Source organism: Hwanghaeella sp. 1Z406 (assembly GCF_048892425.1).
In the GTDB taxonomy this organism is placed as follows: Bacteria; Pseudomonadota; Alphaproteobacteria; order UBA8366; family Aestuariispiraceae; genus Pacificispira.
The window spans coordinates 378,542-402,187 of record NZ_JBLZHU010000004.1; the positions used below are offsets into that span (position 1 = coordinate 378,542).

The 23,646-nt window shown below is 55.5% G+C and carries 21 protein-coding genes; 11 read left to right on the top strand and 10 right to left on the bottom strand.

The genetic code is table 11. The features are described from left to right. Positions 1-400: 400 nt before the first annotated feature. The 7 genes from sucC (at position 401) to ACOSDR_RS11080 (ending at position 9,210) form a co-directional block, all read left to right on the top strand. Positions 401-1,597: an ADP-forming succinate--CoA ligase subunit beta gene (gene sucC, locus ACOSDR_RS11050; RefSeq protein WP_420722534.1), complete on the top strand. Its 1,197-nt coding sequence runs from the start codon at positions 401-403 to the stop codon at positions 1,595-1,597. Beyond that, positions 1,597-2,472 (top strand): succinate--CoA ligase subunit alpha, encoded by an 876-nt coding sequence (sucD, locus tag ACOSDR_RS11055; protein ID WP_420722533.1) that lies wholly within the window; start codon positions 1,597-1,599, stop codon positions 2,470-2,472. The genes sucC and sucD overlap by 1 nt, the downstream gene beginning before the upstream one ends. Positions 2,473-2,554: 82 nt before the next feature. Then, entirely contained in the window at positions 2,555-5,632 is a 3,078-nt protein-coding gene (locus tag ACOSDR_RS11060) for a 2-oxoglutarate dehydrogenase E1 component (RefSeq protein ID WP_420722532.1), read from the top strand. Positions 5,633-5,737: 105 nt separating this feature from the next. Beyond that, positions 5,738-7,033 (top strand): 2-oxoglutarate dehydrogenase complex dihydrolipoyllysine-residue succinyltransferase, encoded by a 1,296-nt coding sequence (gene odhB / locus ACOSDR_RS11065; protein WP_420731265.1) that lies wholly within the window; start codon positions 5,738-5,740, stop codon positions 7,031-7,033. Positions 7,034-7,207: 174 nt separating this feature from the next. Continuing rightward, positions 7,208-7,903: an AzlC family ABC transporter permease gene (locus tag ACOSDR_RS11070; RefSeq protein ID WP_420731266.1), complete on the top strand. Its 696-nt coding sequence runs from the start codon at positions 7,208-7,210 to the stop codon at positions 7,901-7,903. Positions 7,904-7,905: 2 nt separating this feature from the next. After that, positions 7,906-8,238, top strand: a complete 333-nt coding sequence (locus tag ACOSDR_RS11075) for an AzlD domain-containing protein (RefSeq protein ID WP_420731268.1) — start codon at positions 7,906-7,908, stop codon at positions 8,236-8,238. A 180-nt stretch (positions 8,239-8,418) separates the two neighbouring features. Next, positions 8,419-9,210, top strand: coding sequence for a methyltransferase domain-containing protein (locus tag ACOSDR_RS11080; RefSeq protein WP_420722528.1), 792 nt, complete (start codon positions 8,419-8,421; stop codon positions 9,208-9,210). Positions 9,211-9,216: 6 nt separating this feature from the next. On the opposite strand, the gene sppA is transcribed toward ACOSDR_RS11080, so the two are convergent. Beyond that, positions 9,217-11,061 carry a signal peptide peptidase SppA gene (sppA, locus tag ACOSDR_RS11085; protein WP_420731269.1) on the bottom strand — a complete coding sequence of 615 codons (1,845 nt, stop codon included), beginning with the start codon at positions 11,059-11,061 and terminating at the stop codon, positions 9,217-9,219. A gap of 129 nt (positions 11,062-11,190) precedes the next feature. Between sppA and ACOSDR_RS11090 the strand changes: the two genes are divergently transcribed. Next, positions 11,191-12,153 carry a response regulator transcription factor gene (locus ACOSDR_RS11090; protein WP_420722526.1) on the top strand — a complete coding sequence of 321 codons (963 nt, stop codon included), beginning with the start codon at positions 11,191-11,193 and terminating at the stop codon, positions 12,151-12,153. Positions 12,154-12,171: 18 nt separating this feature from the next. On the opposite strand, the gene ACOSDR_RS11095 is transcribed toward ACOSDR_RS11090, so the two are convergent. The 9 genes from ACOSDR_RS11095 to ACOSDR_RS11135 form a co-directional block, all read right to left on the bottom strand. Beyond that, positions 12,172-13,581, bottom strand: a complete 1,410-nt coding sequence (locus tag ACOSDR_RS11095; RefSeq protein ID WP_420731270.1) for a c-type cytochrome — start codon at positions 13,579-13,581, stop codon at positions 12,172-12,174. 18 nt (positions 13,582-13,599) lie between these two features. Further along, positions 13,600-14,637, bottom strand: coding sequence for a formate dehydrogenase subunit gamma (locus tag ACOSDR_RS11100; RefSeq protein ID WP_420722524.1), 1,038 nt, complete (start codon positions 14,635-14,637; stop codon positions 13,600-13,602). 77 nt (positions 14,638-14,714) lie between these two features. Further along, entirely contained in the window at positions 14,715-14,888 is a 174-nt protein-coding gene (locus ACOSDR_RS11105; RefSeq protein WP_420731271.1) for a hypothetical protein, read from the bottom strand. 198 nt (positions 14,889-15,086) lie between these two features. Next, positions 15,087-15,680, bottom strand: a complete 594-nt coding sequence (gene fdh3B / locus ACOSDR_RS11110) for a formate dehydrogenase FDH3 subunit beta (protein ID WP_420722522.1) — start codon at positions 15,678-15,680, stop codon at positions 15,087-15,089. Between the two features lie 13 nt (positions 15,681-15,693). Further along, on the bottom strand, positions 15,694-18,573 hold the full coding sequence (locus tag ACOSDR_RS11115; protein ID WP_420722521.1) for a formate dehydrogenase subunit alpha: 2,880 nt from the start codon (positions 18,571-18,573) through the stop codon (positions 15,694-15,696). Between the two features lie 103 nt (positions 18,574-18,676). Beyond that, on the bottom strand, positions 18,677-18,886 hold the full coding sequence (locus tag ACOSDR_RS11120) for a hypothetical protein (protein WP_420722520.1): 210 nt from the start codon (positions 18,884-18,886) through the stop codon (positions 18,677-18,679). 58 nt (positions 18,887-18,944) lie between these two features. Next, on the bottom strand, positions 18,945-19,577 hold the full coding sequence (locus ACOSDR_RS11125) for a TorD/DmsD family molecular chaperone (protein ID WP_420731273.1): 633 nt from the start codon (positions 19,575-19,577) through the stop codon (positions 18,945-18,947). A gap of 48 nt (positions 19,578-19,625) precedes the next feature. Then, positions 19,626-20,327 (bottom strand): DUF3306 domain-containing protein, encoded by a 702-nt coding sequence (locus ACOSDR_RS11130; RefSeq protein WP_420731274.1) that lies wholly within the window; start codon positions 20,325-20,327, stop codon positions 19,626-19,628. 40 nt (positions 20,328-20,367) lie between these two features. Continuing rightward, complete coding sequence (locus tag ACOSDR_RS11135) at positions 20,368-20,967, bottom strand: DUF3305 domain-containing protein (protein ID WP_420731276.1); 600 nt, start codon at positions 20,965-20,967, stop codon at positions 20,368-20,370. A gap of 197 nt (positions 20,968-21,164) precedes the next feature. Between ACOSDR_RS11135 and ACOSDR_RS11140 the strand changes: the two genes are divergently transcribed. The 3 genes from ACOSDR_RS11140 to ACOSDR_RS11150 are packed head-to-tail and all read left to right on the top strand — an operon-like array spanning position 21,165 to position 23,490. Next, a complete protein-coding gene (locus ACOSDR_RS11140) occupies positions 21,165-21,893 on the top strand; it encodes an ABC transporter permease (RefSeq protein ID WP_420731277.1) in 729 nt (242 codons plus the stop codon). Then, entirely contained in the window at positions 21,890-22,660 is a 771-nt protein-coding gene (locus ACOSDR_RS11145; protein ID WP_420722515.1) for an ATP-binding cassette domain-containing protein, read from the top strand. Before ACOSDR_RS11140 ends, ACOSDR_RS11145 begins: the two co-directional genes overlap by 4 nt. Beyond that, entirely contained in the window at positions 22,654-23,490 is an 837-nt protein-coding gene (locus tag ACOSDR_RS11150; RefSeq protein WP_420731278.1) for a substrate-binding domain-containing protein, read from the top strand. The genes ACOSDR_RS11145 and ACOSDR_RS11150 overlap by 7 nt, the downstream gene beginning before the upstream one ends. The last annotated feature ends 156 nt before the right edge of the window (positions 23,491-23,646 follow it).

The window sequence follows — 23,646 nt, forward strand, 5'->3', positions numbered from 1 at the left end:
AGCAAACATCTGCCACGCCATTTGTGCACTGCACATAAGACGTTGTCGCCGGTAAGTCAATTAAAACCCGCAAATAGTTGGAAAAATGGCCACCGAGAGGAAATGAGCGCAAAAATAGCGCGATTTCATGCGGCAAAACTGGTGCAACACGGTTGAATGGTCATGATTGCCTGATATTGTACGCGCATCCAAATGCCGCGCACCTTTGTGCTAATGAGAAATCGCGGCGCTTTGGGGGGACCTGTATGACCGGCGCTTGCGCTCAGAGAACGGCACAGAGATCACACCGGCGATCACACCGGCTAAAAGGCGATGCTTTTCGCCTCGCCGTGATGTTTTGCGCCCAACCGACCACAAGGCCTCTTTCATCTAACCCGCTTTTAAGGGATACCGCTTCACAATGAATATTCATGAATATCAAGGCAAAGAACTGCTGCGCCGATTCGGCGTTGCCGTGCCGGATGGCAAGGTCGCCTACACGATCGATGAGGCCGTCCAGGCTGCAAACGATCTGGGTGGCCCAATCTGGGTCGTGAAATCACAAATTCACGCAGGAGGACGCGGCGCAGGCCGGTTCGCCGACGACCCAGACGGCAAGGGTGGTGTCCGCGTTTCCAAATCCATTGATGAGGTCCGCGAGAATGCCAAAAGCATGTTGGGTCACACTTTGGTCACCAAACAGACCGGCCCATCAGGCAAACAGGTTAAGCGTCTGTATATTGAAGACGGCTGTGACATTGCACGGGAACTGTATCTGTCGTTGCTGATCGACCGTGCGACCAGCCAGGTCACGATCATGGCATCCGCAGAAGGCGGGATGGAGATTGAAGAGGTTGTTGAACACAATCCGGACGCCCTGCTGAAGGTCTCCATCGATCCAGCCTCGGGCATCTCTGGCTTCCATTGCCGCAAGATCGCCTTTTTCCTGGGTCTGGAAGGCAAGCAGATCAAGAGTGCGACCAAATTCCTGATGGCGATGTATCGCGCCTTTATGGAACTGGATGCCAGCATTGTTGAAATCAACCCGCTGGTCGTGACCGGATCGGGCGACGTCATGGCATTGGACGCCAAGATGAATTTCGACGACAACGCGCTGTTCCGTCATTCCGACATTGCCGATATGCGCGATGAAGATGAAGAAGACCCGTCCGAACTGGAAGCCGCCAAGCACGAATTGAACTATATCAAGCTGGATGGCACGATTGGCTGTATGGTCAATGGCGCGGGCCTGGCAATGGCGACCATGGACATCATCAAGATCAAAGGCGGGGACCCGGCCAACTTCCTGGATGTTGGCGGGGGCGCAACGCGCGAGCGTGTGACCAAGGCCTTTAAAATCATTCTCAGCGATCCGAATGTCGAAGGCATTCTGGTCAATATTTTTGGCGGCATTATGCGCTGTGACGTTATCGCCGAAGGCGTGATCGCAGCCAGCCGCGAGGTGAACTTGCATGTGCCCCTGGTGGTGCGGCTGGAAGGAACCAACGTGGAATTGGGTAAAAAGCTTATGGCTGAATCAGGCCTGCCGATTATCTCCGCCGACAATTTGGAACAGGCTGCGATTAAAATCGTCGCTGCCGTGAAGGAGGCGAACTGATGGCCGTTCTTATCGACAAAAACACAAAGGTAATCTGCCAGGGCTTTACCGGTGCACAGGGAACCTTTCACTCTGAACAGGCCATTGCTTATGGCACGAAGATGGTTGGCGGCGTAACGCCGGGTAAGGGTGGCACATCCCATCTGGATCTGCCCGTCTTCAACACAGTGGAAGAAGCTGTTCATACGACCGGCGCGAATGCGACCGTAATCTATGTGCCGCCTCCCTTTGCAGCGGATGCGATCCTGGAAGCCATTGATGCCAAAATCGCCCTGGCGGTTTGCATCACCGAAGGCATTCCTGTGCTGGACATGGTCCGCGTGAAACGCGCGCTGGTCAATTCCAGCACCCGCCTTGTCGGGCCGAACTGCCCTGGCGTGATCACCCCTGACGAATGCAAGATCGGCATCATGCCCGGTCACATTCACAAGCGCGGCAAGATCGGTGTTGTGTCCCGGTCGGGCACCCTGACCTATGAAGCCGTGGCGCAAACCACAGCCACTGGCCTGGGTCAGACAACCTGTATCGGGATCGGCGGCGACCCCGTGAATGGAACAAACTTCATCGACTGTCTGGAAATGTTCCTGGCGGATGATGAGACCCAGGGCATTATCATGATCGGGGAAATCGGCGGCACCGCGGAAGAGGAAGCAGCCGAATTCATCAAACGCTCGAAGGTGAAGAAGCCGATGGTTGGCTTCATTGCGGGTGTGACAGCCCCTCCCGGAAAGCGCATGGGCCATGCGGGCGCCATCATTTCCGGCGGGCAGGGCACGGCGGAATCGAAACAGGAAGCCATGCGCAGCGCTGGAATTACTGTTGCCGAAAGCCCGTCTGCGCTGGGGTCCAGCATGTTGAAAGTAATGGGTGGCTGATTTCGATGGCGGGGGCGGGCAATGGCTTCGCCCCCGTTGCACCGAAATTGCATATTTCTTTTAGAGTGGGAGCAGTCAGGGCATGACGTATATCGGCGAATCTTCCCAACTTTTCGGCGCGAATGAGACCTATATCGCCGAACTCTATTCAAAATGGGCCATCGATCCCAATTCGGTTGATCCCGGTTGGGCAGATTTCTTTGAAACCCTGGAACCAGGGGATGTGGATCTGCAAGATGACCATAAGGGGCCAAGTTGGACCAAGCGCAAGACCGCCGTCATGGGCCAGGCAACCTCCGGCCAAGGGGCAAGCCTTTCTGACTATCTCAGCGATCCTGATCTGAAACAGGATGCCCTGCATCAATTGCTGGCCGCTATCAAGGGTGGCGGCGTCGCCGCAAGCGGCAGCGACCAGATTCGTCAGGCGACCCTGGATTCAATTCGTGCCCTGATGCTGATCCGCGCCTATCGCATGCGGGGCCATATGGCCGCTAATCTGGACCCGTTGGGTCTGGAAAAACGGGGCGACCATCCGGAACTGGACCCGGCCAGTTATGACTTTGAAGAGCGGGACTATGATCGCCCCATCTTCATCAATTATTATCTGGGTCTTGAATCTGCGACCCTGCGTGAAATCATCAAGATCTGCCGCCAAACCTATTGCGGCAATATTGGCGTTGAATTTCTGCACATCCAGGACGCCGAAGAGAAATCCTGGATTCAGGAAAAGATTGAAAGCAGCCGGAACCGCAAGGATTTCACCGATCTGGGACGCCGCACGATCCTGGAACGCATGACCCATGCGGATATGTTTGAAACCTATCTGGACACAAAATATCGCGGCACCAAGCGATTTGGCCTGGATGGCGCGGAAAGCCTGGTTCCGATGATGGAGCAGATTTTCAAGCGCGGCGCGCAATTGGGCATGGAAGAAGTCGTGTTGGGCATGGCCCACCGCGGTCGGCTGAATGTTTTGGCCAATATCATGAATAAGCCCTATATGCAGATTTTCGCGGAATTCGAAGGGCTGGCATCGAACCCCTCCTCCGTACAGGGATCCGGTGATGTGAAATATCACCTGGGCACCTCTGCGGATCGCGAGTTTGAAGGCAAAACGGTCCACCTGTCGCTGACCGCCAACCCCAGCCATCTGGAATGTGTGAACACGGTTGTTCTGGGCAAGGTCCGCGCGAAACAGCACCAGCGTTCGGATAACAATCGCGACAAGGTGATGGGCCTGCTGCTGCACGGCGATGCCGCCTTTATCGGCCAGGGCGTTGTGGCCGAAACCCTGTTGCTGAGCCAATTGGACGGCTATGAAACAGGTGGGACCATCCATATCATCATCAACAATCAGATTGGTTTCACCACCGCACCGTCAAAATCCCGCTCTTCACCCTATTGCAGTGACATGGCCAAGACTGTCGACGCACCGGTTTTCCATGTGAATGGGGACGATCCGGAAGCATGCGTTCATGTTGCCCGTCTGGCGATGGAATACCGCCAGAAATTCAAGAAGGACGTCGTGATCGATCTTTGGTGCTATCGTCGCCATGGTCACAATGAGGGGGATGAGCCGATGTTCACCCAGCCCCTGATGTATAAAAAGATCAAAAACCACCCCCGCACCCGCGAGATCTATTCCAATCGTTTGCAGGAAATGGGTGTGATTGACGCTGAGGGTTGTGAGAAAATCCGGGACGACATCAAGAAAATCCTGGATGAAAGCTTTGAAGCCGCGCGGGCCTTTAAGCCCAACAAGGCTGACTGGCTGGAAGGCAAATGGTCCGGTCTGGCAATGGCGGAAGAAGGGGCCAGACGGGGTCACACCTCCGTGGATATGGACCTGCTGCGCGAGGTTGGTCATGCAATTTCCGAACCCCCGAAAAATTTCGCCCTGAATCCGAAGATCGAGCGGCAGTTAGAAGCCAAACGCAAGATGATCGAAACCGGCGAAGGGATTGACTGGGGCACAGCGGAAGCCTTGGCATTTGGTACTTTGTTGTGCGAATCCACGACAATCCGGCTCAGTGGGGAAGACTGCGAACGGGGCACTTTCTCTCAGCGCCATGCCGTCCTGTTGGATCAGAATAACGAAAATCGCCATGTTCCCCTGAACAATATCCGCATGGGCCAAGCCCCATTCGAGGTTATCGACAGCCCGCTGAGTGAATTCGGACTGTTGGGCTTTGAATACGGCTATGCTTCTGCAGAGCCGCATTCCCTTGTTCTGTGGGAAGCGCAGTTTGGTGATTTCGCCAATGGGGCACAGGTGATCATTGATCAGTTCATCGCCTCTGGTGAATCGAAATGGTTGCGCATGTGCGGCCTGGTGATGCTGCTGCCCCATGGCTATGAAGGTCAAGGACCTGAGCATTCTTCCGCCCGTCTGGAGCGGTATCTGCAATTGTCTGCGGAAGACAACTGGCAGGTCTGCAACATCACCCAACCGGCAAACTATTTCCATGCCTTGCGCCGTCAGGTTCGACGGAATTTCCGCAAACCCCTGATTCAGATGACGCCAAAGTCGCTGCTGCGCCATAAGGCGTGTGTGTCGAAACTGGAAGAGTTCGGACCCGGTACCAGCTTCCACCGCGTATTGTGGGATAATGCACAAATGCAGGGAAATCTGGCGGCGGATGAAGATATCCGGCGTGTCGTTCTGTGCTCCGGGAAGGTCTATTTTGACCTGGAGGCCGAACGGGACGCAAAAGGCATAAAAGATGTCTATATCATGCGCGTTGAGCAGATCTATCCGTTCCCCTTCCACGCGGTGACAACGGAGTTGAGCCGCTTCCCGAATGCCGAAGTGATCTGGTGTCAGGAAGAGCCTGAGAATAACGGCGCATGGTTCTTCGTTGATCGACGCATTGAGCGCGTGCTGGAGGAAATCAACCACAAGCCCAATCAGCGCCCCCGCTATATCGGTCGGGACGCGGCGGCCTCTCCCGCCACAGGCAGCGCAAAACGCCATGCGGCGGAGCAATCCAATCTGGTCGACGAAGCGCTGTCCCTGCCAGAACGGGCGCGCAAGGTTGCGGTATCAAAATCAACATCAAAGAAAGCCGAAGCCAAGAAAACGTCGGCGAAAAAGGCATCTGCTAAAAAGGCCACCGCGAAGAAGGCGACCGCTAAAAAGGCATCTGCGAAGAAGAAATAGCATTATCTGGAATACAAGAGCACTGGTTACAATCGGATGAGCGCCCTTAGATTACAGACAACGGGGCATTGAAAGACGGCGAAAGCCGGAAAGGCAAGAGGACACATGGCGACGGATATTACGGTGCCAACGCTGGGCGAATCAGTCAGTGAAGCCAGCGTCATTCAATGGTTCAAAAAAGTTGGTGATTCTGTCGCCAAAGACGAGCCCTTGGTCGAACTCGAAACCGATAAGGTAACGATTGAAGTTCCCTCCCCGGTCGCAGGCGCAATGGCGGAGATTATCGCTGACTCAGGCGCTGATGTCGAAGTTGGTGCCTTGTTGTGCCGCATCGACGAAGGCGCCACAGGCAGCGACTCGAAGAAGGAAGAGGCCCCCAAGGCTGAGGCCGCGCCAGAGCCCGCCAAAGAGGAAAAGAAGCCAGAGCCTGAAGCGAAGAAGCCCGCAGCGGCCGCCAGCAATGAAACGCTGTCGCCTGCAGTCGCGAAGATGGTAGCCGAAAACGATCTGGATGCGTCCAAAATCCCAGCCTCCGGACCAAAGGGAAATCTGACCAAGGAAGATGTGCAGAATTTCATGAAATCCGGTGGCTCAGCAGCCCCCGCCCCGGCAAAGGCTGCGGCACCAGCGGCGGCAGTGGGCGGCGCAAAGCCTGCCACGCCAACCTATGAGCCGCTGCCGGAACGCACACCAGATCCACGCGGCGAAGAACATGTCAAAATGTCCAAGCTGCGCAGGGTCATCGCAACCCGCCTGAAAGAGGCGCAAAATACCGCTGCGATGCTGACCACCTTCAACGAGATCGACATGGGTCCGATGATGGAGGTCCGTAACGATTACAAGGATCGGTTTGAGAAGAAGCATTCCGTCAAGCTGGGTTTCATGTCCTTCTTTGTGAAGGCGGCCGTTGTGACCTTGAAAGAACTGCCGGCTGTGAATGGCGAAATTTACGGCGATCAGATCATCTATAAGAACTACTATGACATCGGGATCGCCGTTGGCACCCCGTCTGGACTGGTGGTCCCCGTGCTGCGCGATGCTGACAAGAAGAGCTTTGCAGAAATTGAGGGCTCGATTGCCGATTTCGGTCGTCGCGCCCGCGATGGGAAGCTCAGCATGGCAGAAATGCAGGGCGGCAGCTTCACCATCACCAATGGCGGTGTCTTTGGGTCCTTGCTATCCACGCCGATCATCAACCCGCCCCAATCAGGCATTCTGGGCATGCACAAGATCCAGAAGCGCCCCGTCGTAAACAGCGATGGCGAAATTGTGGTTGGCAATATGATGTATGTCGCCCATTCCTATGATCACCGCATCATCGATGGACGCGAGGCGGTCACCTTCCTGGTTCGCATCAAAGAACTGTTGGAAGACCCCGCCCGCCTGTTGATCGACGTTTAGAGCATACTGTGTGAGTGCATGATGCTCTAAGGCACAGCTATTTAAACCAGCCTTCGCTTTACAGAAACGAGACCCGGTGGATAATCGGGTCTCGTTTTCTTTTTCATATGTTGAAAGCCCTCTCTGTTGCTGTTGCCCCATCCAGATACTGCACCGCCGGATCTCCCGCGCCCCTTGCTGCGTGGGATTCGCGATTGCCTGAACGTACCGGCCCTTGGCATAGGGCTGACAATGATCGGCTTTGGGGCCATGGCACAGGATGCGGGACTGGCGATCCTGCCCGCATTGGGGATAACAACCCTGGTATGGGGCATTGCCGGTCAGGTCGCCCTGGTTGATATCCATGCCAGTGGGGGCAGCCTGCTGGCCCTGTTCGTGGCGGTTGCCCTGGCCAATCTGCGGATGTTCCCGATGGTGGTGACGGGCCTGTCTTCCGTTACCGGCGGGCGGAAGCTTTCCGTCGTCTCACGCCTGTTGCTGATGCAAACCCTGGCAATATCCTGCTGGACCCAGATGATGACACGCGCCGATCATGTGCCTGCACGCCAGCGGCTGCGATACTATATCGGATTTGCCGTAACCTTGATTGGCGCGGCTTTGCTGGGCACGACGATTGGTCATCAACTGGGACGGGTCGTGCCGCAAAGCGTGCTGATTGTCGCTATCTTTATGACGCCGCTTTATCTGTTGCTGTTGATCTGTGGTGCGCGGCAATGGGCCAATCGATTGTCAGTCCTGTTCGGAATTGCCGTGGGACTGGCGTTGTATCCCGTAATGGGGGATTGGGCCGTGATTGCAGCCGGACTGTTGGGCGGCACGTTGGGCTTTTTCAGCGCCCCCCACCTGTTTCGCAATAAGGCGGGGGACTGATCGTGGGCGATGCTGCAATTTGGATCGCTGTTCTGATTGGTGGGTTTGGCACCTTCATGTGGCGGGCCCTGGGGGTCGCTGTGGAAACCCGCGTTCAAGAGGACAGCCCCCTGTTCAATTGGATCGGCTGTGTGGCCTATGCCATGGTCGCGGGATTGATGGCCCGTGTTTTATTGATGCCCGGTGGCGACCTGTCATTACAGCCCCTCACCTGGCGTGCAATGGCGTTTCTGATTGCCCTGGCGGTTTGGTATCGCAGTGGCAAATCCGTGCCCATTGGCCTGGTGGCAGGCGTTATCAGCTATGCCCTGATCCTGTATTTTCAAGGTTTATAGGCCTCTACCAGCCGATGATTGGAAAAGCCAGGGCATTCGCGCTAGTGTATCGGTCGGTGCAAACTTCAGGCAGACGGTTTGGTCCGCACCAACCGTTTACTTGAAAAGCTGTATGATCGCTGGTCCGATTGCACAATTGTCCAGCACTTAAAAGCTGTCAGGTAAGGCGATGGTAGTGTCATGAAAGACGAAGAAACTCTGCATTATCCGGATTCATTCATCAACGCGTTGCAGGCGATCTGGGGAGATGGCTTCCTGTCGCCCGGTGGCCCCGAAGAGATCGCTGCGATGCTGGATGGCACCGATCTGACGGGGCTGTCGATCCTGGATATCGGCTGTGGCGTTGGCGGTATCGACTGCCTGATGGTTGAAGAATATGGGGCCAGCCAAGTTACCGCGATTGATGTTGAACCCCAGTTGATCGATCACGCATCGCGACGGTTTAGCCAAAATGACCTGTCACAAAAGATTACGGCGCAATTGGTTGAACCGGGGCCTTTTCCGTTTGCAGACGACCAGTTTGACATTGTGTTCAGCAAGGATGCCATGCTGCATATCCCTGAAAAGCACAGCCTGTATAAAGAGGTCCTGCGGGTGCTGAAGCCGGGCGGCAGGCTGATCGCCAGCGATTGGCTGCGCGGTGGTGGTGAAAAGGACGCAGTACCCCCCATTCTGGTTGAATGGGGGAACCAGAATGGCCTGAAGGCAGATTTTGCAACCCCGGCGCAGACAGAAGACGCCCTGCGCAGGGCAGGTTTCCAATCACCCCGTGTGAAGGACCGCAATGCCTGGTATCGGGAAGAAATCAAAAAAGAAGAACTGCAGGTGACAGGCCCTGGTCTGCAACAATTGATTGCAGCAATCGGGATGGAGAATGCTGAAAAGCGGGTTCGTAGTTATGAAATCAGGCAGAAAGCGGTCGACGAAGGCGCGTTACGCCCCTGTCATTTATACGGCACGAAACCGGCTTAGATTGCCCTAATCGCCAAAGCGCATTGGCGGAGCGGAAAGCAGTCCACGCGGGCCCATGACACCATCCAGGTCCCCCATAACAGCCTCAACCCGTGTCATAATCCGACGCTCGGCAGCATCCGCAACCAGCGTACCGAATGCTAGAGAGAATTCGCCAGACTCAAAAGCCTCTGCAATCGCTTCAAAAGGCGATTTCGGCTTCGGCAGGACATGCAGATCAAGTTGCGCATCCGCATCCAGACTCAATAGGTCACGGATCGCAGCCAGTGCTTCTGAAAAGCCGCCCAACCGATCCACCAAGCCAACCTCAGCAGCTTGGCTGCCCAACCAGATACGCCCGCGGGCGACAGCATTTATCTTTGCCGCATCAAAGCCACGATCACGGGCGACCTTACTGGTAAAATCCTCGTAGACGAAATCGATTGATGTCGCGAAACGTTCCTGTTCGGACTCATCGAAGCCGCGGTTGAAAGACCACATGCCGGCATTTTGCCCGGCGGTGACATGCTCCCAATTCACGCCCAATTGATTCCACAACTCGCTGGCGTCAAATTTCCCCCCATAGACGCCGATCGACCCTGTAATCGTGCTGGGATAGGCGACAATCTGATCCGCACTGACTGATACGAAATATCCACCGCTGGCGGCGACATCGCCCATCGATACCACAACCGGAATACCCGCAGCCTGAACCTGTCCGACCGCATGCCATACCGCATCAGACGGACCATAGGCGCCGCCCGGACTGTCGACGCGGAACAACACGGCCGCATAATCCTTGCGTTTCGCGATATCGTTCAGGGTATCAATTAACCCCTGGCTGTTAAATCCGGGGTCACCAAAAGGCCCGCCCACTTGATCCTCCACGCCGATTGGACCGACCCCATACAGAACCGCAACTTTGGTCGGACCGGGGCCGTCCTCTGGCGGTTCAGCCTGTGTGGCAGCCAATAGGAAAGGCGCATCGATCCAATTTGCATCCGCACCTGTAAGGGATTTCACATGGGCTTCAAAGGCATCGGGATAATCCAAGCGATCGATTAATCCGGCTGCCACGGCCTCACGCCCCAAATAGGGTCCGCCATCGACCAGTTCCCGGACCTTTTGCTGTGTCATGTCGCGGTCTGCTGCGATTGAGGCGACGGCATGGTCCAATAAACCATCCACCAAGCGGGTCAATGACAGACGGATCGGACCCGACATATCAGACCGCGTCATAGGATCCGCACCGCCCTTGAATTCATAGCGTTGTTCAAATTCAGCGGTGACCCCCACTTCTTCCAATGCTTCAGCAAAATAGGGGGTTTCCAGCGCAACGCCAGTCAATCCGACGGTCCCGGATGGTGCCATCCACACCTCATCAAAAGCCGCAGCCAGGGTCGTCAGGCGCGTTCCGTCCCCAAATCCACCCAGATCATCGGCATAAACATAGGCGGGCTTGCCCGAGGCACGGAAGCGCCGAACCGCGGCGGCAAGTTCTTCCGTGCGCGCAAAGCCCAGGGATGTTCCCCCGATCCGCACGACCAAGGCCTTAACGGCGGGAGACGCCGCAGCCCGGTCCAATGCCGTTACTGTATCCAGCAGGGTCGCGGGCGGGACGGGCTTAAACGAAGGCAGCGTGACATATCGTTCCTCCAGAACCTCATTCCAGTTCAGGGACAAAACGGCGCTGTCAGGCATTGAGGGTTTATCCGTGCGCATAGAGGCCGTGAACGAAACCACCGCCAGGGTGATCACGACAACCAGACCGCCAATGCCAGCCAGTAACCAAAGAAGTATTTTTCCGATCCATCGCATGGCCAGACTATGCCGGAACCGAACCAAAGGGTCCACTGCCTTAAACAGCGCCATAGTCAGATAAACTGACTACAGTCAGGGAATGGGACCGATATGTCACAAGTCGTATAAGAACAAACAAGTACCGTGATTTGAGTTAATTGCGCATTGATACGAACAATGTATAACTAAATCACGATGAATATGGGAAAAAGCAGTAACAATCGTGATATCCGAATTCTCTTCGGGGAGCCGCAGCAATCTTTGCGCGGCGCCATTCGTGCTGCGCTGCATCGTGAGGGATATGAGTCGGTCACGGATTATGACCGCGCGATCCCTCTTCGCGAAGCGATTAACAATACTGAGCCCGATCTGATCGTCATGGATTCCGAAATGGATGTCGGACATGCCGATGCCATGATAACGGAGCTTCGCAACAACAAACTGGGTAAGAATCCATTCGTTCCAGTCATCGTGACGATTTGGGAGCCAACACCGGACCTGGTGCGCCGTGTGGCGTCTTCAGGAACGGATGACCTTCTGGTAAAACCGCTGAGCCCGGCCCAGGTCTTTGATCGCATCAAGGCGCTGGTCAATCATCGCAAACCCTTCGTCGTAACCAGTGACTATATCGGACCGGATCGGCGCAAGGACGTCAATCGCGAATCTGAAATCCCCACGATTGAGGTTCCTAACACATTACGGGCCAAGGCGAAGGGCGAACCTGTTGATACCGACATGATCATTTCTGCGATTAAAGATGCCCAGAATGGTATCAATGACCAGAGATTGAAGCGAAATGCGTTCCAGATTGGCTTTCTGGTCAAGTTGCTGCTGCCGGAACTTAAGAAGTTTGAAGTTACCGATGATCGGATCAAGACCGTAGAGCGCCTGATTTCCGTCGCCCGGGATACCGGCAATCGCATGAAGGGGACGCAATATGAGCATGTCACAAGCCTGTGCACGTCCATGATCCGGGTCGCCTCTTCCATCAGTGACAGCATTTCCCATCCAGACAGCAAGGATGTGGATTTGTTGAAACCCATGGCGGAGGCGATTATCTCCGCCTTCAATCCAGATCAGTCCTCGTCTGAGATGTATAATGAAATCAACAAGGCGGTTGAGAGCTTCAAGCAGAAGCAGCAGAAGAAGGGCTCTCCGCTTTAGATATCCATGCCGAGTGGATCACTTCGTGCTGATATCGCGGGTGGCTTGTTTCAGAAACTCAACCAGATCCTGACGGTCCTGGGAATTCGTCAATCGTTGTTCTGGCATTTTGGTGCCGGGGAACATCTGATTTGGGCCGATTTCAAACAAATGCGCAATCGTCTCTTCGTCCCAGACTACTGGGGTGTTCTTCAAGGCCTCCGAATAGGTGTATCCAGGCAATGTGCCCGCAGGTCGCCCGAATATTCCGGCAAGACTGGGCCCGGATCGATCCGGGCCGCCTGGTTTCAAAGCATGGCAGATCGCGCATTTTCGGAACTGATAACTGCCCCGCTCAACAGGATCGTCTGAGAAGGCCATTGAGCTTGGTACCCGCTCCACAGGCTGAAAGCGGGTTGACTGACCGATCACAGAGTCGCCGGTTACCGTCAGCCAGCCCCGCACCACGGAATCTATACCGCCCGCATAAATTCGGCTGCCATCGGGCGTGAAGGCCAGGGACCAAACCGCCCGATAATGCTCGACCTGCAGTGATATGCGGGGAACTTGCGATCCGATATTCCACAGATAGAGGCTGCCCCCCACCCCACCGGACGCAATCATCTTTCCATCCAGGGAAATTGCCACGGCCAGAACGGCACCATCATGCTGATTGCCCAATTCCTGCTTCAAGGTACCAGACTCAACATCCCAAACGCGCACGGTCTGGTCCGATGACCCACTGACCAGAACCGTGCCATCCCCCGATAGGGCCAATCCATTGATAGGAAACCCGACTTTTGCAAAGCGATAGGATTCCGCACCCTCTGCCAGGGGCCAAACGCGGATATCACCGTCATAGCCAGCAGAAATCAGAGACTCTCCCTTGGGAGTAAAGACGACATCATTCACGCTGTTGGTATGGCCGGTGAAAATCCGCAGCAACTGCCCAGATGTCGCATCCCAGAGTCGAACAGTCCGATCCCAGGAAGCCGTGGCAACCTGGCGGCCATCCGGTGAAGCAGCGACCGCGACGACCTTTTTCTCATGCCCCTGTAAGATATGCAAAATAGTGCCGGTATCCCCATCCCAAATCCGGGCTGTTCCATCATCACTGACACTGATCACGCGCGGCCGCGCCGCTCCCGGCAGAGGTGGCAAAAAGGTGACGGCATTCACCCCGGCCTCATGACCATAAAAGCGCGCCAGTTGTGAACGATCCGCAAGTGACCACAGGATGGCGATGTCATCAAAGCCAGCCGTCGCTGCATAGCGACCATCGGGGGAGATTTCCACATCCCGAACGGGGGCCCCATGACCAACAAAATCAGCGCGGGCGGACACAGCCATCATCAAAAGTAAGGCGGTGGTAAGAAGTATGCCTCTTATTACCACCGCCCCATAAAACACCCAATTCCATATCGAAATCGGTCCAAGCAATCTGGTCATTCCTTCTCCGGCCAGGGACTATTCCGCCGGTGCCGTGCGCCCGGAATGCTGCTCTTTTTCCTGAACTTCATCGACCCACAGGCTGTGATGCTCCTTGGCCCAATTCAGATCGACCTGTCCTGATCCCATTGCGTCGAAGGCCCCTTCCATGCCCAATGACCCGATATAGATATGGGCCAGAATGATCGCGATCATGACCAGAGATACCGCTGCATGCCATAATTGGGCATATTGCTGTTCCTGCATCGGTGTCAGATCCGTTGGTAAGGCAAAGCCGATCTTGTTCAACAGCGCAAATGTATCGGCGAACATCGACGTCGTGAACGGATCCAGCAATGTCCAACCAGACAGGCTCAGCGATAATCCACCCAGGATCGTGACCCAGAATACGATCTTTTGGCCGGCATTGAATTTCTTCGCTGGCGGATGAACTCCTTTGGAGAACAGGCCGCCCGCCTGCAATATCCATTTGATATCGTGTCTATTGGGGATGTTGTGCAGGACCCACATCAGGAAGATCATGACCAGCCCCGCCATGAAGGCAAAAGCGATCCAGTTATGAGCAAATTTCCCTGCTGCCGTGATGACTGAAAACGCCTCTTTTCCGATCACGGGCAACAGGAAATACTTGCCATAAAGAATGTTCAGCCCGGTCACAGCCAAAATGACAAAGGATCCAGCCGTCAGCCAGTGCCCGATCCGCTCGATGAAGCTGAAACGCTCTATCGTGCGACCGGCCCAGCCATGTTCAATCTTAATCCGTCCACGCAGCAAGAAAAAGAGCGCCAACAGGAAGACCATCCCCGCCATAATCCATATGCCATAAGTGGACAGGGGCCCATTATGAAGCGCGCGCCACGTGCTGCCTTCCGCCTGGATCAGGTTACCCGCCCCCTGCCGAATTGCACGCCACAGATCCGCATCACTGGCATTGCCCAGGGCTTGCCCAGGCACTTGACCGGATTGTTGAGCTGCGGCGACAACAGCCATCAACTGCGTCAGTAAAACAGCAGCCAGTGCTGCGCCAGCACGCAAAGGGTATGTTAGCCGTTTCATCCCTAATCTCCTAAAGTTCCCGAAGACCCCTTTGTGTCAGCGCCGTGGACTATTCTCCCGCGCGACCGCCGGAACTCTTACGGAGTCTCTTGTATCGCTGCGCGACTGCGCAATTCATCCAATGTTTCCTGGCTCAACGGCGTATCTTTTTTGCCTTTGTATACGCCCGGATCAAAATCAATGATGCGATCTTGTTCCGACTCGCGACAGCCCGTCAGCCCGATCAGGATGGCCGCGCATGCAACCAGCATGACACGCCCCATTCGGGATTTGTGCGGGTGGCTTGTTGTTCTGTTCATCATCATTAGCACCGATCTTCCAAAGCAAGGGGCCATGCCCCTTTAGGGAAAAGGTCAAGTCCGGCGAAAAGATCGCCAGGTTTTGCGCCTGTACTGATCTGAAATCATCCCCTCCGCATGGACGGGCGGTCCATGCGGAGGGGGGTGATTTTAGGTTCCCTTTTGGTCGTAGGCAGTACCCCAACCCCAGGCCCCGGAGCCGAAGCCACGGGACACGACACGCTCGCGATAGATATCGGAGACGGTATCACCATCCCCCGCGAGGAGCGCCTTGGTAGAGCACATTTCCGCACAGAGCGGCAATTTACCCTCTGCCAACCGGTTGCGCCCGTATTTCTGGAATTCGGCCGTGGAGTTGTTTTCCTCCGGTCCACCGGCACAGAAGGTACATTTGTCCATCTTGCCCCGGCTGCCAAAATTTCCAGCCTGCGGATATTGCGGTGCGCCGAATGGGCAGGCGTAGAAGCAATAGCCGCAACCGATGCACAGATCCTTGGAATGCAACACCACACCCTCATCGGTCTGGTAGAAGCAATCCACAGGACAGACCGCCATACAGGGTGCGTCCGAACAATGCATACAGGCAACGGAGATCGACCGTTCACCCGGCTTGCCGTCATTAATTGTGACGACACGCCGGCGGTTGATGCCCCATGGCACTTCATGTTCGTTCTTACACGCGGTGACACAGGCGTTGCATTCAATGCACCGTTCCGCATCACAGAGGAATTTCATTCTAGCCATTGTTCATCTCCTCTTATGCGCGTTCGACACGACACAGGGTGACTTTCGTCTCCTGCATCTGTGTCACCGAGTCATAGCCATAGGTCTGGGCCGTGTTGGTCGATTCCCCAAGGATGTATGGATCAGCACCTTCTGGATACTTGCTGCGCTGATCCTCTCCCTGATAGACCCCACCGAAGTGGAACGGCATGAAGACAACACCAGCGCCAACGCGCTCCGTCACCATTGCCATCACTTTGACCTTGCCGCCTTCCGGACCATACACCCAGACCATGTCACCATCCGCGATGCCGCCATTATTGGCGTCCCGCGTATTGATTTCGATGAACATGTTCTGCTGCAGCTCCGCCAGCCAGGGGTTCGACCGGGTCTCGTCCCCGCCGCCCTCATATTCGACCAAACGGCCGGATGTGAGAATGGTTGGGAAATCCTTCGAGAAGTCGTTCTTCTGGATGGAGGCATAGAGTGTCGGCAGTCGATAAGACTTCCGATCCTCATAGGTCGGGTAATCCGCCACCAGGTCCCGCCGCGGCGTATACAGTGGTTCACGATGCGTTGGCACGGGATCCGGGAAGTTCCAGACCACGCAGCGGGCTTTTGCATTCCCAAAGGGCGCACAGCCATGCTTGATCGCAACCCGCTGGATACCGCCCGACAGGTCGACTTTCCAGTTGGCCTTTGGACCGCCAACAGCATCAATGGCGGCCTTTTCATCGGCCGTCAAATCGCCATCCCAGCCCAGATCCATCAAACTTTGCATGGTGAATTCCGGATAGCCGTCGGTGATTTCCGACCCGACCGAATAAGATCCTTCGGCCAGCAGGTTTTCACCATCCCGTTCAACCCCAAACCGCGCCCGGAAGGTCAATCCCCCTTCGGCCACTGGCTTGGAAGGATCATACAGGATTGGCGTCCCCGGATGGTTCATTTCCGGTGTGCCCCAGGACGGCCAGGGCAATCCATAATAATCCCCGTCGCATGGGCCACCAACCGCCTGTAAGGTCGTACGGTCAAAGGTGTGCTGGTTTGCCATGTGCTTCTTCAGCCGCTCCGGTGATTGACCGGTATAGCCGATTGTCCACATGCCCCTGTTGAATTCCCGCGTGACGTCTTCGACAAGCGGTTCTTCCCCCTCGACAGCGATATTCTTGAACATTTCATCCGCGAAACCGAGTTTCTTCGCGAATTTGTACATGATCGTGTGATCCGGCAGGGATTCAAACAGCGGTTCGACAATCTTGTCGCGCCATTGGATCGACCGGTTCGACGCCGTAACAGAGCCATAGGTTTCAAACTGTGTCGCCGCAGGCAACAGGTAGACCCCATCCTTGCGATCATGCAGCACTGCGGAAACCGTCGGATAGGGATCGACCACGACCAGAAGGTCCAGTTTCTCCATCGCCGTCTTCATTTCCGGCAACCGGGTTTGAGAGTTCGGTGCGTGACCCCAGAATACCATGGCCCGAAGATTGTTCGGCTGATCCATATTGTCCTTGTTTTCAAGAACGCCATCAATCCAGCGCGATACAGGAATCCCAGAAGATTCCATCAGGTCCTTGGAGGCAAACCGCCCCAGCAGGTATTCGTAATCAACGCCCCAGACCCGGGACCAATGTTTCCAGGCACCCGCCGCCAGGCCATAATAACCAGGCAGAGTATGGCTGAGAACACCCAGATCGGTTGCGCCCTGAACGTTGTCGTGACCCCGGAAGATATTCGTTCCGCCGCCCGCTTTGCCCATATTCCCAAGCGCAAGCTGAAGAATACAGTAGGCGCGGGTGTTGTTGTTCCCGTTGGTATGCTGGGTTCCCCCCATGCACCAAATCACCGTCCCTGGCCGGTTATTCGCCAGAGTCCGCGCGACCCGCGCAAGCTGGGACCCAGGAACACCGGTTACCCGTTCGGTTTCTTCCGGGGTCCAGGCGGCTACTTCCTTGCGGATCTGATCCATACCCCAGACGCGCTGGCGGATGAATTCAGTATCTTCCCATTTATTCTCGAAGATGTGCCACAGCAGTCCCCAAATCAGGCCGACATCCGTGCCCGGCCGGAACCGCACAAATTCATCGGCATGAGCCGCCGTGCGGGTAAAGCGTGGATCACAGACGATCAGCGGCGCATTGTTCATCTCCTTCGCCTTCAACAGGTGAAGCAGAGAAACAGGATGCGCTTCGGCCGGGTTGCCCCCGATCACGAAGATCGCACGGGAATTATGGATGTCATTATACGAATTGGTCATGGCGCCATAGCCCCATGTATTCGCGACACCCGCCACTGTGGTTGAGTGACAGATACGCGCCTGGTGATCCCCATTGTTGGAGCCCCAGAAAGCGTAGAACTTACGGAAGAGGTAAGCCTGCTCGTTGCTGTGTTTCGCAGAGCCCAGCCAATAAACCGAATCCGGCCCCGACGTTTCGCGGATTTCCAGCATTTTATCGCCGATTTCCTCGATCGCCTGATCCCAGGAAACCTTGGTCCATTTGCCGTCGACAAGCTTGGTTGGATATTTCAGGCGGCGTTCGCCATGGGCGTGTTCGCGAACCGAAGCCCCTTTCGCACAATGCGCACCCAAATTAAACGGGCTGTCAAAGCCGGGTTCCTGCCCGATCCAAACGCCGTTATCCACTTCAGCCATCACGGTGCACCCAACAGAACAATGCGTACAGACGGATTTCACCATCTTCACATTGCCGCTGGCCTCGCCAGTTGACGCCGCTTCCGCGCGTCGGGTCATCAGACCCGCAGGGGCTGCAGTTGCAACTGCAATCCCCCCGGCTGTCAGGCCGGAACGCTTCAAGAAGGTACGACGATCAACAGCGTCACCGGATACGGTCCCGAAGGCCGCTGCCGAACGGGGGCCATTTGCAACCCCGTTGGTCTTTTTCCGGAGCATGTCTCTCCCTTTCCTTATCCTGGGCCCAATCCGTCGCCTTACTCTTATAGTCAGGAACGTCGAACCCGCGCTTTCAGTGCATTCTCAACACCAACCCGATCGCTTAAAAGCGGGCGAGTTCGTAATAGGTCTTCACATGGGCCGTTTCACGATAATCGCCTGTGGTCGCCGCTGGTTCTTCTGCCTGCGCAGAGGAAACACCGACTGCCGCGACCATCGCACCGGCCCCAGCGGCAACGCCCTTGGTGGCGGCACCGAAGAACTGACGACGGCTGACAGCCGCATCCCGGTTCTGTTGCTCTTGGTCACTCACTACACTCACTCCCTTATCTTAAGGGTTTCACAAACCCCTTTATGGCGTTTCAGGTTGGTCAGGCGCGGGCAATCATCCCGAACCCTTGTTCCTCAATCTCCATAAAGAGTTTCCCGACGCGTCCCACATGGCGGTAAACGTCGGCGGTTTTTGCCGATTCCAAATCAGCAAAAAACTTTCCCGCCCACGGTTTCAGATGGGCGGCAAAGAACTGATCCTGATCGTAAATATCGAATCCGCCCAGCGCGGTTCCTTCGATCAGGTGACTCATGATATCGCAGATCGCTGCGATATGATCTTCCGGCTCTTTCACATCGGCCGGGCGCTCAAAACCCAATCGCGCCATGTCACGGCGCAACTGAGCAAGCGGCTTTTCATTCAGGAAACCTGTCAGATAATAGGATGCAAATGGCAGCAATTCGCCCCGCCCCACCCCAATAAACAGGTTCTGATATTCTTCCGAGAACTGTTCCGCCTCAGACGCCAGAATGGCGTCATGCAATGCGGTCGCAGCGGCCCCCAAGGCGCTGTCGGACCCAACGAACGGGGCAATGCTGTGCCCTTCTGCGGTTGTCATGGGTTTCGCGAGCACACGCGTCAAAAAGGCATATAGCGACTGGCGCGCCAATTCCTCCGCAGACGCGACCTGATCCGGTGCGGGTGGATTATAAGTCTGTTGAGCGCCTGTCATACGTCATTCTTTCCAAACCGAAGAGTGTTTAAAGAGGCTGTATCCATATTAGCCGTGCCCCACTTTCTGTGGGGTCTCCTCTGCCATCTGCACCGCTTCATCCAGGGAGTCCTGATCGTTCGCGCTGTCTTCCTTCTGGATGGCTTCGCTGTCTTCCCCTTCACGTGCTGCATGATCATCTTCTGTCTCAGGATCTTGCGCTTCCTCATCCGACGCAATCTGATCCTGATCCATTCCATCCAAGTCTTCTTCGTCCAACGTATCTGGTACGGGATCACGTTTGTAGCCGCGTCCGACCTGATAAGCGGTCTGCATATTGACAACCACTGTCCCGGCATCGGTAAAATCATCGCCATAATCGATTAGACCATCCAGATTCGCCAGAACCGGATTGCTGCGCCATAGTTTCTGAAGCGCAAGGTTGCGCAATTGGGCTGGCACCGTGCTGGCCATAAAGGCCTTGAAATCAGATCCAGGCCCCAGACTGTCCAGCGACGGAAGACCAAGCTCATTTGCCTTTTCGACCAACTCCTCCTCACTTAACTCAGGCTCAAATTCGACCGGGGCCGCGTCCTGGACAACAGGTGCCAACTCCTGAATATCATCCTCTTCGCGTAACGCTGTGTCTTCCAGAAAATCCCCCTCCTCGGGATATGACGCAACAGCCGCCGCTGAGCCCCCAATGCCACGCTGTGGGCGGGCTTTGGCCTTCATGCGGGACCATCGGTTCAGGAAGCGGTCATTGGGCACGGCGATTAATCTCCTTTCGAGCGGCCTTGTAATCTCAGCGTTAGTTCGGTTTCGCCTTGTCGTAAAATCGTTGTTCAATCGGATGCAGTTCTTTGCCAAAGCGGGCTTCTTCCATCACATTCGATGTGCGTTTCCGCTTTTTGAACGGCGTATCGGTGTGGTGGCGATCAATGAATTCCTGGGTCCAGGCGATCAAACCATCGGGCATTGGCACGGCCTCGACCGTATCCTCCGCACTGTCGGTAAAATCTTGCGCGGCATAGGGGGATGCGGTGGCGGCAACGGCATAAATCTCAGGTCCATCGGGATCATCATCGACATCCGCATCCCGCAAAACGACGTAAATCGCCGGCGTTTCATTGGCCAGATTGACCAGATACGCCTCTGTCTCTTTGCGATGAAGGGTCAGGGGCAGCGTTGCGATATGGTATGTCTGAACCGACCCATCGTCGATCAACAGTTTCCATTCCGATAAGGGATGTGCGCCCGGCAAAACAGCGACGGGCTTCCAGACATGCGTAATCCACCGACTAACGGCAGGTCGCTTTTCCACGACAATGCCCATCGGCATTTCGATTTCCCGCGCGGCGAAGGAATCATCCGGCGAGTCGTAAAAACTGCTAGAAGGGGCCTCTGGCATCCCGCTTGAAAGCCTTTCTTCCCTGAGCCCTCTTCTTTGTTAACGCCCTGATCTTTTTAAACGACCACAGCCGGAGGGTTTTATTGGTAAGACCATTCTTGCGCCCAAGCGTGAAAGATTCAATACTGTGAGTATTCTTGATATTACTGAATTATGTAAAAAAAACATATTAAGACATTAGAAAGCAGGATAGCAGGATGGGTGCGAACGAGTCAGCAATTTTCTTAGCCATCAATCTGGTGTTGAGCGGCGACTATCAGCTGTATGGTATTGTGGCGTTGTCGCTAAAAGTTAGCTTGCTGGCGACACTGATTGCGACCTGTCTGGGTTTACCATTGGCTGCCCTGTTGGCAGTTGCGCGTTTTCCCGGCAGGGATGTCATCACGACGATCCTGAATGCCCTTTTGGGATTGCCGCCGGTCGTCGTTGGTCTATTCGTATATTTGGCGTTGTCCAGAGCAGGTCCGCTTGGCGAATTGGGCTTGTTATTCACACCGACCGCCATGGTAATCGCCCAAACAATTCTGATCACCCCGATTGTCGCCGCCGTTGCGCTGCGCAGTCTAGAAGATTTCAATTCAGAATATGCAGAACAGTTGCGCGCCCTGGGATTGACTGGATCTGAGCGCGCACTAACCCTGTTATGGGAAGCGCGATTCAGTCTGGCGACTGCCGTTCTAGCCGGGTTTGGAAGGGCCGTGGCAGAAGTCGGCGCGGTCATGATCGTGGGCGGCAATATTGCAAATGTCACCCGCGTCATGACAACCGCAATCGCCCTGGAAACCAGTAAGGGCGATCTTGCTCTGGCTTTGGCGCTCGGTGTCATTCTGATTCTCCTGGCCTTGGCAGTTAACATGGTCGCCGCTGCGGCGCGGGAATTCGGACGAAAGACGGCTGGTGAAAAGCCAGCACGGGGGGAAGTATGATGCCCCGGGATGACGCCACAGCCAGCCTGATGCCCTCCGCACTGTCACCAGGGGCGGATGCCGTTGGGGACGCAACGCTGCAATTGCAGAATGTCATAGTTCGCCGTGCCGGTCGGGATATCCTGAACCTGCCTGAATGGTCCGTCCCGATATCGGGTGGCGTCACCGCCCTGATCGGCCCCAATGGAGCCGGAAAGACGACGCTGCTGCGCCTGTTACACGGATTAATCAAACCAGATGCAGGCACAATACGCTGGCCGACGGACACAATCCCGCCCAGGGCCATTCTATTGCAATCCCCTGTCCTGTTGCGCAGGACAGCGGCGGCCAATATTGATTTTGTACTCAAACGTCGTGGAATTTCAAAGCAACAGCGCGCCAAGCAGATCACCCAGATCCTAGCCAAGGCGCGTTTGGAGGACTGCGCAAACCGCCCGGCACGCCATCTCTCTGGCGGACAGAAAAGACGATTGGCGTTGGCACAGGCCCTGGCACAGGCACCCCGCGTGCTGTTGCTGGACGAACCAACGGCCGGGCTGGACCCCACAGCCGCGATTGGTGTTGAACATATGATCGCGGAAGCCTCAGCCGATGGCATCGCCGTCATTGTTTCCAGCCACGAATTGGGTCAGGTGCGCCGACTGGCGGATCGGGCCCTGTTTCTTCACGCGGGCAAGCCAATAGAGGCCGGCCCGTTCCCATCCCTGTTCGATAATCCAAAGAGCCGGGAACTCACAGCCTTCTTAAAAGGAGACCTAACATGGTAACCAGGATTAAGGCCTTCAGCCTGGGGCTTGTCGCCCTATTGGCACTTTCGCTGTCACACAGTCTACCGGGGCAAGCGGATGATCGGTTCATCACGGTGGCATCTACAACGTCGACTCAGAATTCCGGCCTGTTTGAATTCATGCTGCCGGTATTCACGAAGGAGACAGGTATTGAAGTGCGGGTCGTCGCCGTTGGGACCGGACAAGCAATCAAATTAGCCCGCAACGGTGATGCCGATGTGCTGTTCGTACACCATAAGCCATCCGAAGAAGCCTTTGTCGCCGATGGTTTCGGGATCAAACGCTTCGACGTGATGTATAATGACTTTGTTATTGTCGGTCCTTCTGAAGATCCTGCCGATATCAAGGGCAGTGATGGCGTAACAGCCGCCTTAATGAAGATTGCAGACAGCAAGACGCCTTTCGCGTCCCGCGGCGATGACAGCGGCACCGACAAGCGGGAAAAGTCCCTTTGGAAACTGGCCAGCATTAAACCGGCAGGGGAATGGTATCGGGAAACCGGATCTGGCATGGGTGCCACCCTGAACACGGCCCACGGCATGGGGGCTTATGCCCTGACCGACCGCGCCACCTGGCTGGCCTATAAGAACAAAGACGGTTTCGAGATATTGTTTGAAGGGGATAAAAACCTTTTCAACCAATACGGCATCATCGCCGTCAGCCCGGAGAAATTCCCGCATGTCAAAATCGACGATGCGCAGGCATTCGTTGATTGGGTCATCTCCAAAGAAGGCCAGGCTGTGATCGCTGATTACAAGCTGAACGGCACCCAGTTATTCTTCCCCAATGCACCAGTGCAGGGGTCGTAAAATATCACGCACTAAACCTCCCCCTAACCGCAGGGGAATCGCATATGGCAGATTTGCCATAGGCGGCGAACAGGATTCTAAGGAGGTTTTCCATTTGCGGAGGACCTCATGGAGCAGTTTGAAGACACGTTTGGGGATTTGCCGGACCCGCGCGCG

What these genes read in the sequence shown, in the direction of transcription:
- odhB (WP_420731265.1), top strand. Translation starts at nt 5,738, where the DNA reads ATGGCGACGGATATTACGGTGCCAACGCTGGGCGAATCAGTCAGTGAA.
- ACOSDR_RS11105 (WP_420731271.1), bottom strand. Translation starts at nt 14,888, where the DNA reads ATGCTGGTTGCATGCGCGGCCATCCTGATCGGGCTGACGGGCTGTCGC.
- sppA (WP_420731269.1), bottom strand. Translation starts at nt 11,061, where the DNA reads ATGGCGCTGTTTAAGGCAGTGGACCCTTTGGTTCGGTTCCGGCATAGT.
- fdh3B (WP_420722522.1), bottom strand. Translation starts at nt 15,680, where the DNA reads ATGGCTAGAATGAAATTCCTCTGTGATGCGGAACGGTGCATTGAATGC.
- ACOSDR_RS11150 (WP_420731278.1), top strand. Translation starts at nt 22,654, where the DNA reads ATGGTAACCAGGATTAAGGCCTTCAGCCTGGGGCTTGTCGCCCTATTG.
- sucD (WP_420722533.1), top strand. Translation starts at nt 1,597, where the DNA reads ATGGCCGTTCTTATCGACAAAAACACAAAGGTAATCTGCCAGGGCTTT.
- ACOSDR_RS11080 (WP_420722528.1), top strand. Translation starts at nt 8,419, where the DNA reads ATGAAAGACGAAGAAACTCTGCATTATCCGGATTCATTCATCAACGCG.
- ACOSDR_RS11145 (WP_420722515.1), top strand. Translation starts at nt 21,890, where the DNA reads ATGATGCCCCGGGATGACGCCACAGCCAGCCTGATGCCCTCCGCACTG.
- ACOSDR_RS11100 (WP_420722524.1), bottom strand. Translation starts at nt 14,637, where the DNA reads ATGAAACGGCTAACATACCCTTTGCGTGCTGGCGCAGCACTGGCTGCT.
- ACOSDR_RS11090 (WP_420722526.1), top strand. Translation starts at nt 11,191, where the DNA reads ATGGGAAAAAGCAGTAACAATCGTGATATCCGAATTCTCTTCGGGGAG.
- ACOSDR_RS11060 (WP_420722532.1), top strand. Translation starts at nt 2,555, where the DNA reads ATGACGTATATCGGCGAATCTTCCCAACTTTTCGGCGCGAATGAGACC.
- ACOSDR_RS11125 (WP_420731273.1), bottom strand. Translation starts at nt 19,577, where the DNA reads ATGACAGGCGCTCAACAGACTTATAATCCACCCGCACCGGATCAGGTC.
- ACOSDR_RS11140 (WP_420731277.1), top strand. Translation starts at nt 21,165, where the DNA reads ATGGGTGCGAACGAGTCAGCAATTTTCTTAGCCATCAATCTGGTGTTG.
- ACOSDR_RS11115 (WP_420722521.1), bottom strand. Translation starts at nt 18,573, where the DNA reads ATGCTCCGGAAAAAGACCAACGGGGTTGCAAATGGCCCCCGTTCGGCA.
- ACOSDR_RS11135 (WP_420731276.1), bottom strand. Translation starts at nt 20,967, where the DNA reads ATGCCAGAGGCCCCTTCTAGCAGTTTTTACGACTCGCCGGATGATTCC.
- sucC (WP_420722534.1), top strand. Translation starts at nt 401, where the DNA reads ATGAATATTCATGAATATCAAGGCAAAGAACTGCTGCGCCGATTCGGC.
- ACOSDR_RS11095 (WP_420731270.1), bottom strand. Translation starts at nt 13,581, where the DNA reads ATGACCAGATTGCTTGGACCGATTTCGATATGGAATTGGGTGTTTTAT.